This window comes from Pseudomonas tehranensis (assembly GCF_014268615.1).
In the GTDB taxonomy this organism is placed as follows: domain Bacteria; phylum Pseudomonadota; class Gammaproteobacteria; order Pseudomonadales; family Pseudomonadaceae; genus Aquipseudomonas; species Aquipseudomonas tehranensis.
This window is the reverse complement of sequence record NZ_JABWQV010000169.1, coordinates 1-10735: the sequence shown is the minus strand read 5'-3', so window position 1 is coordinate 10735 and position 10735 is coordinate 1. Positions and strand designations below refer to the sequence as shown.

At 61.9% G+C, this 10735-nt stretch carries 9 protein-coding genes; 3 read left to right on the top strand and 6 right to left on the bottom strand.

The features are described 5' to 3' along the window. Positions 1 to 133: 133 nt before the first annotated feature. The 6 genes from ppnP to HU811_RS19810 form a co-directional block, all read right to left on the bottom strand. Positions 134 to 418, bottom strand: a complete 285-nt coding sequence (gene ppnP / locus HU811_RS19835; protein WP_047226402.1) for a pyrimidine/purine nucleoside phosphorylase — start codon at positions 416 to 418, stop codon at positions 134 to 136. 95 nt (positions 419 to 513) lie between these two features. Further along, positions 514 to 1056, bottom strand: coding sequence for a 3'-5' exonuclease (locus HU811_RS19830; RefSeq protein WP_047226403.1), 543 nt, complete (start codon positions 1054 to 1056; stop codon positions 514 to 516). Positions 1057 to 1118: 62 nt separating this feature from the next. Further along, positions 1119 to 3089 carry an acetyl/propionyl/methylcrotonyl-CoA carboxylase subunit alpha gene (locus HU811_RS19825; protein WP_186657623.1) on the bottom strand — a complete coding sequence of 657 codons (1971 nt, stop codon included), beginning with the start codon at positions 3087 to 3089 and terminating at the stop codon, positions 1119 to 1121. A gap of 134 nt (positions 3090 to 3223) precedes the next feature. Then, on the bottom strand, positions 3224 to 4381 hold the full coding sequence (gene atuD, locus HU811_RS19820; RefSeq protein ID WP_186657621.1) for a citronellyl-CoA dehydrogenase: 1158 nt from the start codon (positions 4379 to 4381) through the stop codon (positions 3224 to 3226). A 45-nt stretch (positions 4382 to 4426) separates the two neighbouring features. Beyond that, entirely contained in the window at positions 4427 to 6043 is a 1617-nt protein-coding gene (gene atuC / locus HU811_RS19815; RefSeq protein ID WP_092458982.1) for a geranyl-CoA carboxylase subunit beta, read from the bottom strand. A gap of 42 nt (positions 6044 to 6085) precedes the next feature. Continuing rightward, complete coding sequence (locus tag HU811_RS19810; RefSeq protein WP_186657618.1) at positions 6086 to 7876, bottom strand: acyclic terpene utilization AtuA family protein; 1791 nt, start codon at positions 7874 to 7876, stop codon at positions 6086 to 6088. 181 nt (positions 7877 to 8057) lie between these two features. On the opposite strand from HU811_RS19810, the gene HU811_RS19805 reads away from it, so the two are divergent. The 3 genes from HU811_RS19805 (at position 8058) to HU811_RS19795 (ending at position 10670) form a co-directional block, all read left to right on the top strand. Continuing rightward, entirely contained in the window at positions 8058 to 8681 is a 624-nt protein-coding gene (locus HU811_RS19805; RefSeq protein WP_047226408.1) for a TetR/AcrR family transcriptional regulator, read from the top strand. A gap of 123 nt (positions 8682 to 8804) precedes the next feature. Continuing rightward, a complete protein-coding gene (locus HU811_RS19800) occupies positions 8805 to 9587 on the top strand; it encodes a substrate-binding periplasmic protein (protein ID WP_186657624.1) in 783 nt (260 codons plus the stop codon). A 69-nt stretch (positions 9588 to 9656) separates the two neighbouring features. Next, on the top strand, positions 9657 to 10670 hold the full coding sequence (locus HU811_RS19795; protein WP_186657615.1) for a GNAT family N-acetyltransferase: 1014 nt from the start codon (positions 9657 to 9659) through the stop codon (positions 10668 to 10670). Positions 10671 to 10735 lie beyond the last annotated feature (65 nt).

Sequence of the window (10735 nt, the reverse complement as noted above, 5' to 3'; positions counted from 1 at the left end):
GTGGCGAGGGGATTTATCCCCGCTGGCTGCACAGCAGCCTAAAGATCTGCAGCCTCGGTGTATCAGGCTGACTGTGTTCAGTCTTTTGGGGCTGCTGCGCAGCCCAGCGGGGATAAATCCCCTCGCCACAGACTCAGCCGCGGTACTCACACAGGTAGGCGGTGTCGACGGCGACCTTGAGCTGGAACTTGCTATTGGCCGGTACATTGAACTGGCTGCCGGCCTCGAAGGTTTCCCAGTCGGTGCTGTCGGGCAGTTTCACGGTCAGGGCGCCGGAGACGACATGCATGATTTCCCGCTGGGCCGTGCCGAATTCGTATTCGCCCGCAGCCATGACGCCGATGGTCGCAGGGCCTTCGGCAGTGCCGAAAGCGATCGACTTGACGGTGCCGTCGAAGTACTCGTTGACTTTAAACATGGGCGATTCCTCGAAAAAAGGGGCTGGAAAAGGCCGGCCAGTATGCACAAGGCTGCAACGTTCGTCATCTGCCGCGCCGCAGTCGTGGCTCGCGTTCAGCCTGGGAGTACCAGGGGTAATAACCGCGCCGTATTGCGCGCATCTTCCAGGGCCCGGTGTTGTTGACCGCAGAATTGCAGGCCGGCCAGTTGCAGCGCCCCGTTGAGCCCCAGCGGTCGCTCCAACCGGCGGGCTTTGGCGAAGCGCTGCTTGAGGTTCATGTGCGGCACCTGGCCGAGAAAACTGTGCAACCGCTGATGCTGCCATTCCTGAAGTAATTGCTTGCGGTCGTAATCGCCCCAACTGACCCAGCTCTCCAGGTTCGCGTGATACTGCGCCAGCCAGCGTTCGAACGCCGGCCAGACCTCGGTCAAAGGCGCGGCGCTGTCGATATTGGCCTGGGTGATATGGGTCAGCTCGCGACAGAAAGGTGTGAGCAAGGGACGCCTCAACGGCTTTACGAACCGCTGGAAGTGGTCCAGCTCGCGGCCATCCCGATTCACCAGCGTGGCGCCGATTTCGATAATTTCCATTTCGGTTACCGGCCAGCCACCTTCATCGGTGGTGGCCTCCAGATCAATCACCAGCCAGTGAGGCATCGCAAGGTTCCCGGTATCGGCGTGCTGATGGGTTTGAGCGTAGTCAAACCCTGCGCATCCGCCTAGTGCGCTGTTTCAACCTGCAATAATAACTGGCGGTTTTTCACCTGATCGCCTGGCTTGACTTGTAAGGTCCTGACCACTCCATCAATACCTGCCTTGAGTGGGTGCTCCATTTTCATCGCTTCGAGCACCATCAGTAGCTGTCCCTGGCGTACTGCCGTCCCTTCACTGACCAGTACTTCGACGATAGCGCCGTCCATTGGCGCCTTGAGGGAGCCATCGCTGAGGCTGGTCCTGGCGGTGATGGGGGCCTGGGTCCGATCCTGCAAATGCAGGCCGCCGGGGCGAGTGAACAGCCACAGGTCATTACCATCGAGGTGCCAGGCATGGCGTTGGCGAATGCCGTCGATCATCAGCGTTGCGCCGCACTGATCAGCTTCGAGCAACTTCAACTCGATCACACGCTCGGCTACCCGGATATGCAGCGTGCCGCCGGTTTCGGCGGTCAGGGTCAGGGGCCAGTCGCGCTCGCCCAGGCCAATGCGATAGCGCCGCACCGCGCCGCTGTTGTTGCTCCATCCTCCCAGGCCGGGCGCATGACGTGCATGCATGGACTGATAGAACAAGGCTGCGGCGATGGCGAGCTGCTCAGCCGAGGGGGCGTGGATCTGCAGGGCGGGATGATCGGCGAAATGTTGCTGGATGAAACCGGTGCCGAAATCTCCATCAATGAATTGTGGATGAGCCAACAGCCCCGTCAGCAAGCGCTGATTGGCCTGTACACCCAGGAGCACGCAGTCCTCCACGGCGCGCAGCAATTTGCGTCGGGCCTCTTCACGGGTGGCGCCGTGGGCGATGACTTTGCCCAGCATCGGGTCGTAGAACGGGGTGATGGTCTGGCCTTCAAGCAAACCATGGTCGATTCGTACACCGTCGCGGATAGGGGGTTCCCAACTGAGCAAATGGCCGGTTTGCGGCAGAAAGTTCGCAGCCGGGTCTTCGGCATACAACCGCACTTCCATGGCATGACCACTGAACTGGACCTGGTTCTGGCGCAGGGGCAGTGGCAGGCCGGCGGCCACATCCAGTTGCCAGGCCACCAGGTCCAGTCCGGTGATCAGCTCGGTGACGGGATGTTCGACCTGCAGGCGCGTGTTCATCTCCAGAAAGTAAAAGCCGCCGTCCGGGGCGAGCAAAAACTCCACGGTCCCGGCCCCCACATAATTGACCGTACGGCAAGCCTTGAGCGCGGCGTCACCCATGGCCTGGCGCAGATCGGCGGTCATGACCGGGCAGGGCGCTTCTTCAATGATTTTCTGGTGGCGTCGCTGGATCGAGCAGTCCCTTTCGCCCAAATGGAGCAGATTGCCGTGATGGTCACCGAAAATCTGGATTTCCACATGCCGCGGATTGATCAAGGCCTGTTCGAGGATCAACTCATCGTTGCCAAAACCATGCAGCGCCTCGGAGCGCGCGGTGCGTAACTGTTCTAGCAGGTCTTCCTCCCGCCAAACCAGGCGCATGCCTCGGCCACCACCGCCGGCGCTGGCCTTGATCATCAACGGATAGCCGATGCGCTCGGCTTCACGGCACAAAGTGTCGTCGTCCTGATCCGTGCCTTCGTAACCGGCGATGCACGGTACGCCGGCGGCGATCATGGCGATTTTCGAGCGGCGTTTACTGCCCATCAGGTCGATGGCGTCGGGGCTGGGGCCGATGAACACGATACCGGCCTCTTCGCAGGCCTTGGCGAACCCGGCGTTTTCCGAGAGCAAACCGTAGCCGGGGTGGATGGCGTCGGCGCCAGTTCGCCGGGCGGCATCGAGGATGGCCGGCTGATTGAGGTAGGACTGTGGCACCGGTGCCGCGCCGATGAGTACCGCTTCATCGGCCATGCGCACATGCAGCGCGTCGGCGTCGGCCTCGCTGAACACTGCCACGGTGCGATAGCCGAGGGCCTGGGCGGTACGCTGGATCCGGCAGGCGATTTCACCGCGGTTGGCGATGAGGATCTTGCTGAAGGCGGGCATGGTGGTCATTCCTGGGTTTTTCGGTGGCTGTCAGGGCCTCATCGCGAGCAAGCTTTGCTCCCACAGGTGAATGCCACTCACCGGGCATTGTGGGAGCAAAGCTTGCTCGCGATGAGGCCTGGCAGGCGACGTAGTCATTTTTTCTTGCCCGGCAAAATGCCCATGAGTTTGCAGATGATGCCCAGCATGATCTCGTCCGCACCGGCACCGATGGACACCAGTCGCACGTCGCGATACGCCCGCGCCACCGGGTTGTCCCACATGAAACCCATACCGCCCCAGTATTGCAGGCAACTGTCGGTGACTTCCCGCGCCAGGCGCCCGGCCTTGAGCTTGGCCATGGACGCCAGCCGCGTCACATCCTGGCCGTTGATGTACTGCTCGGTGGCCTGGTAGACCAGCGCCCGCAGGCATTCGATTTCGCTGGCCAGTTCCGCCAGGCGAAAGTGGATCACCTGGTTGTCGATCAGGGCGGTGCCGAAGGTCTTGCGCTGCTTGCAGTACTCGATGGTGCTGTCGATGCAGTGCTCCAGCCCCTTGAGCATGTTCGCCGCGCCGAACAGGCGTTCTTCCTGGAACTGCAACATCTGCATCATGAATCCGGCACCTTCCTGACCCACGCGATTGCGTTGCGGCACCCGTACGTCGTCAAAGAACACCTGGGCGGTTTCCGAACTGCGCATGCCAAGCTTGTCCAGGTGCCCGCCGAGGCTGATACCAGGGCTGTTCATCGGCACCATGATCAGTGATTTGTTGATGTGGGGCTTGTCGTCCGACGTGTTGGCCAGCAGGCACATGAAATCGGCGCTCGGTGAATTGGTGATCCACATCTTGCTGCCGTTGATGACGTAGTCATCGCCATCCTTGCGAGCCGTGGTCTTGAGCCCGGCGACATCAGAGCCGGCCCCGACTTCCGAGACGCCGATGCAACCGACCTGCTCACCGCTGATGGCCGGGCGCAAGAATGCTTCACGCAGCTCATCGGAGCCGAAACGCGCCAGGGCCGGGGTGCACATGTCGGTCTGCACACCGATGGACATCGGCACGCCGCCACAATGAATGGTGCCGAACTCCTCGGCGGCGACGATCGAATAGCTGTAGTCCAGGCCCATGCCGCCGAACTGCTCCGGCTTGGATATACCCAGCAATCCCAGTTCACCGGCCTTGCGGAAAACCTCGTGGATGGGAAACCGTCCGGCCTTCTCCCATTCGTCGACATAGGGGTTTATCTGCTGGTCGACAAACTGGCGAACGGTGCGCCGCAGCGCTGCGTGTTCCTGGGTGAAGATCATTTTTATTGTTCTCCTGTGGGCAGCGATCAAAAGTCCTTCACACGTTCAGAAACGGGCCACACCGAAACTGTTGGGTTGCAGCGGCCGAAGCTCAGCCGCGTGGCAGATGTCCAGCAGGTAGCCTAGCAACGTGCGGGTGTCGCGCGGGTCGATGAGCCCGTCATCCCACAGGTTGGCGCTGCCATATAGCGCAGTGGACTGGCTGTCGAGTGTCTGCGCGGTGGTTTGTTCGAGCAGGTCCAGCATCTTCGGGTCGGGGGTGAGGCCATTCTTGATCTGCGTCGCCTGCGTGACGATGCGCAAAACCTTGCCGGCCTGGGCACCACCCATCACCGCTGTGTGGCTGTTGGGCCAGGCGAAGATGAAGCGTGGGTCCAGCCCTCGGCCGCACATGGCGTAGTTGCCGGCGCCGTAGGAACCGCCCACTACGACCGTCAGCTTCGGCACCCGGGCGTTGGCCACGGCCTGGATCATCTTCGCCCCATGCTTGATCACGCCTTGTTGTTCCGACTCGGTGCCGACCATGAAGCCGGTGGTGTTGTGCAGGAACAGCAGCGGTGTGCGGCTCTGGTCGCACAGCTGGATGAACTGCGCGGCCTTGCTCGCGCCCTTGGGTGTGATCGGGCCGTTGTTGCCGATCAGGCCACAGGCATGGCCACGAATGCGCAGGTGGCCACAAATCGTCTGTTGATCGAACTCGCTTTTGAATTCCAGGAAGTCCGAACCGTCGGCGATACGGGCGACGATTTCCCGCACGTCATAGGGCTTTTTCGGGTCGTCGGGGATCAACCCCAGCAACTCATCGGCCGGGTAGAGCGGCTCTTTCCAGGTGCGTTCAGGCTGTGGCGGCTGTTGCTCGTTCCAGGGCAACAGGCTGACGATCTCCCGGGCCAGGCGTATGCCATCGGCGTCATTCTCGGCCAGGTATTCAGCGGTGCCGGCCACCTGCGCATGCATTTGCGCACCGCCCAGTTCTTCTTCCGTGGCGATTTCGCCAGTGGCGGCTTTGAGCAGCGGTGGCCCGGCCAGAAACAGCCGTGCTTTGTCGCGCACCACCACCACGTAATCCGAGAGCCCCGGCTGGTAGGCCCCGCCCGCCGTGGCCGAACCATGCACCACGGTAATCTGCGGCAAGCCCATGGCGGACATCCGCGCCTGATTGGCGAAGCTGCGCGCACCTTCGACAAAAATCTGCGCGGCATAGTTGAGATTGGCGCCGCCGCTTTCGGCCAAGGTAATGACCGGCAGTTTGTTCTCCATGGCGATCTGTTGCAGACGCAGGGTCTTGTTCAAGCCGCTGGGAGAGATGGTCCCACCCTTGATTGCGCTGTTGTTCGCCACCACCAATACCTGAGCGCCGGATACGTAGCCGATCCCTGCGATCAAGCCGCCACCGGCCTGGCTGCCATCCTTGTCGTCATGGAGTTTGTAGCCGGCCAGGCTCGCCAGTTCCAGGAACGGCGCGCCGGGGTCCAGCAGCAGGTTCAGACGCTCGCGCGGCAGCAGTTGGCCGCGTTGCTCGAACCTGGCCTGGGCCAGGGCGGCTTTCTCCAGCACCGTCTGTTCGATCTGACGCAGGTGTGCCACGCCAGCCAGCATGGCCGCGTGGTTGCGGGCGAAGTCGGCGCTGTGAGGGTCAAGGTGCGATTCGATGACTGGCATAAGTGTTCCTTGTGCTCGAACCGACGCTGTGGCGAGCGTCCTTTAATTGACCTGATCGGCGATGCTCTGTGGCACCGGTATCTGGATCTCCAGCAACTGCTGAGCGAACGCCTTGCCCTGCGGATCGATGCGCAGGCTGGCGACACCGCCCCCGCCAAGGGCATTTTCCAGCACGAAGTTCAGGCTGTGGGTGCCCGGCAGATACCAGCGCTCGACGCGCCCCAGCAGTGGGTCGAGCACGTGGCTCATCCAGTCAACCAACACTTGGGGCGTTAGCGCCTCGGCGATCCACGGCAAGTATTCGGGGGCCCGGGCGAGCACACCGATGTTGCTGTGGTTGCCCTTGTCGCCGGAGCGCGCCACCGCCAGTTTGACCAATGGCACGCTGGCGTCAGCCCGGCCCTGGGGTTTGGGCAGGTCGGGAGCGACCGGCAAGTCGCGGGTTTGCAGGGCTTCGACGGCGGGCAGCAGGCAAGGATGACTCTGCCCGTCGAGCTCGATGTCGAGCCGGCAAGCGGACTTGTCGATCAGGAACGAGAACAGGCGAATCAGCGGATACACCGTCGGGCGGCCCCCCATCAGGCCGGTCAACCCCGGCACCATGCCGGTGGCGGCCTGGGCGATCTCCCTGGAAAACAGCACCAGCGGCTGTTTGTCGGGGTGGCGCACCGCCAGTTTGATCACCACTTCGCGGCTGTCCTGGCGCCGGCCGTGCTGACCGTAAGTGGCTTCGCTGCCCAGCAGCTCGATGTTCACCTCGCTGTAGGGCGCCCAGCCGCGCGAACTGAACATCTGCGAAGTCCTGGCGATGATCGCCTGGCTGACCCGTTCGGCCTTGGCCACCGCATCGATGCCGGCGATCAGGCACAGGGCAGTGCAGCGAAAACCATCGGCCCAGGTGGCGCAGACCTTGTATTGATCGGTGGGCGGCAAGCCCTTGGCGCCTTGGACGCGCACGGCGTGCTTGCCTTGCTGGATCAACCTGACCTGGCTGAAGTCGCAGATCACGTCCGGCAAGAGATAGCCTTGGGGATCGCTGATTTCATAGAGCAGTTGTTCCCCGACCGTCAGCGGCGTGACCAGCCCGCCGGTGCCTTCGGCCTTGGTGACGATGAATTGGCCGTCGGCGCTGACTTCAACGATGGGAAAACCGATGTGCTCGTAATCCGGTACCTCCCGCCAGTCGGTGAAATTACCGCCCGTGCATTGGGCCCCGCACTCAATGAGGTGCCCGGCCAATGCGGCTTGGGCCAGTTTGTCGTAGTCGTGCCAGGCCCAACCAAACTCATGCACCAGGGCCGCGCTGACCACGGCGCTGTCGACCACCCGGCCGGTGATCACGATGTCGGCTCCCAGATGCAAGGCCTCGACAATGCCGGGGGCACCCAGGTAAGCGTTGGTGGACACGCACACCGTCGGCAGGGGCGCGCCGCTGAACATCTCGGTAATGCCCTGGCTGGCGAGCTGTTCGAATCGCGGTTGCAGGTCGTCTCCCAGCAGCACCGCGATCTTCAAGGGCACGCCGGCCTTGTCGCAAGCCACTTGTAGAGCGGCGGCGCAGGCCTGAGGGTTGACCCCGCCGGCATTGCTGATGACGCGGATCTTGCGTTCATGTAAACGATGAAGCAGCGGTGAGAGCACTTCGATGAAGTCCGTGGCATAACCGCCCCGAGGGTCTTTCATGCGCGCGGCAGCCATGATCGACATCGTGACCTCGGCCAGGTAATCGAACACCAGGTAGTCCAGTTCAGCGCCTTCGACCAGTTGCGCCGCAGCGGTACAGGTGTCGCCCCAGAAGGCGCTGGCACAACCGATACGTATCGTTTTTGGCATGGTGCTCCCTCCGGCCGGCGTCGCCCGAGACTACCAAGCAAGCGCTTGGTTTGTAAACGGCCGCCAGTTCTTCGATCCAAGCGCTTGCTTGGGTGCCCCGGCCAGCTTAAATTGCCCGCGCCACCTCGTCGGTTCCGCAAGCGTGGCCCCACGTTGATCGATCGACTGTAGGAGAGAATGGGTGGATGAGCAAAAAGCCCTGAACGTGATGCGTGAGCTGGTCGATAACGGGCAACTGACCGATCCTGACAGCGCTCGCGGCAAACTGCTCCAGACCGCCGCCCATCTGTTTCGCAACAAAGGGTTCGAGCGCACCACGGTGCGCGACCTGGCGAGCGCGGTGGGCATTCAGTCGGGCAGCATCTTTCATCATTTCAAAAGCAAGGATGAGATCCTGCGGGCGGTGATGGAGGAGACCATTCGCTACAACACGGCGTTGATGCGCGCGGCGCTGGCCGAGGCCGATAGCGTGCGCGAGCGGGTCCTGGCGCTGATCCGCTGCGAGTTGCAGTCGATCATGGGCGGCAGCGGCGAGGCGATGGCGGTGCTGGTCTACGAATGGCGCTCGTTGTCCGAGCAAGGGCAAAGACAGGTGCTGGCTTTGCGTGATATTTATGAGGCCCTGTGGCTTGAGGTTCTTGGGCAGGCCAAGGACGCGGGGTATATTCGGGGCGACGTGTTCATCACCCGTCGTTTCCTGACCGGCGCCCTGTCCTGGACCACCACTTGGTTTCGCGCCGAGGGCAGCCTGAGTCTTGATGAGTTGGCCGAGCAAGCCTTGATTCTGGTGCTTGAAGAAAAATAAAAAGAGGCAGCAATGCCGCTGAGTGGTCGCCTTGCGTGCCCTGCGTGATGTGCATTGAGATGCCTGGTTGGATTCACTGATGATTAATTTTCTGGGGAGTGAGGTGTCTTGACGTTTTCAACGATGGGGATAGCCTCGCGCGTCTTGCTCGCTGCGTTGATTGCAGTGTTCGCGTTGCCGGCCACGGCTGCGCAACTGGTCCGGATTGGCGCAGCGCATTTTCCGCCCTACACGATACGCCCCGAAACTGGCGCCGATACCGGTTTGCTGCCGCAGTTGGTCGAGGCCTTGAACCGGTCCCAAAGCGATTATCAATTCGTGCTGGTTCCGACGTCGATTCCGCGCCGTTTCAATGATTTCAAGCAGGGGCGGGTCGACATGGCCATTTTCGAGAACCCGGACTGGGGCTGGAAGGATGTGCCTCATACTGCGGTAGACATGGGCCTGGAAGACGCGGAAATCTTCGTAGCCCAGCGTCAACCGGATCGTCAGCAAGACTATTTCTCCGATCTGCGGGGCAAGCGCCTGGCGCTGTTCAGCGGCTACCACTACGCCTTTGCCGAATTCAACGCCGACCCCAAGTTCTTGACCGGCCAATACAACGCCACGCTGACGTATTCCCATGACAGCAACCTGCTGATGGTCTTGCGCGGGCGTGCGGACATTGCGCTGGTTACCCGTTCGTACCTCATCGATTACGTGTTGCGCAATCCAGACGTCGACCCCCAATTGCTGATATCCGAACGTATCGATCAGATTTACCACCATTACGCGCTGATCCGCCCCCAGGCGCCGATCTCTGGCGAAGCGTTCAATCGGCTGCTGCAAAAGCTGCGGGACGACGGGCAGATGCTGGCGATTTTCCAGCCCTACCAGATACAGCTGGTGCCAGCCCACGATCATTGAACGGGGCACTAAATTTCCCTGCCTGGCTCACGTCACACGTTGACTACCGACGACTACGTGAGCCCCGCCATGTCCAACCTCAAGCACCCGACGACGCTGCCTTTACCCGGTGGTCGCCGTCTCGGCGCCGATGAAACCGAACGCCACCTGAGCCTGATGCTTGAGGGCGCGCCGCTGATCCGGCTGCGCTTGGAGCGGGGCACCGAGCTGCATGTGCATTTGCAGGAAATCAATGATCGGCCCGTAGGCCCGGCGCTTTGGGCGGCCTGCTATTGGCTGTTCGCCCGCGATCCTCAATGCCGGCGCCTGACTTGGCATCTGCCCGAGCGCCCCGGTGAAGCCTTGCTCAGCGGACTGCTGACGCCCGGCGAGTGCGCCGACGAGTACATCTGCGAGCGCACTCTGTTCTGGCAACTGCCGCAACCCTGGCTGGGAGAGTCGTTCAACGGCAGCTATCCGCAACAGATGATCATCACCGATGGCAAGCGTCATCCGCGCCGGCCCATGAAGCCGCGAGGCGAGGTGTATCGACGCTTCGATGCGCGCCTGGGGGCCTGGGTGTCCTTGCGCACCCTGGAAATCGAACAGGACCTGACGCGCTTCAACCGCTGGCAGAACAGCCCACGGGTGGCGAGTTTCTGGCAGGAGGAGGGCAGCCTGGAACAGCATCGCGAGTATCTGAGCACACTGCAGCGCGATCCCCGGGTGCTGACCTTGATCGGTTGTTTCGACGACCAGCCTTTCGCCTACTTCGAAGCCTATTGGGCCAAGGAGGATCGGATCGCGCCGTTCTACGACGTGCACAATTATGATCGCGGCATTCACATGTTGGTGGGCGAAGAGCAGCACCGTGGCCCGCACAAGGTGGCGAGCTGGCTGTCGGCGCTGGTGCACTACCTGTTTCTCGACGACCCGCGCACCCAACGCGTGGTGGCCGAACCCCGAGCCGACAACGCCCGAATGATCGGTCATCTGCACAACCAGTGTTTCCATTGTGAAAAGGAATTCGATTTCCCCCACAAGCGCGCGGCGCTGATGATTCTGGGGCGTGAGCGGTTTTTTGATCGGTGTGGGTTGATGTAAGAGGTTAAGTCCGGGTCAGGTGGTGATCATCAGGTTGCCATCGCGGGCAAGCCTTGCTCCCACAG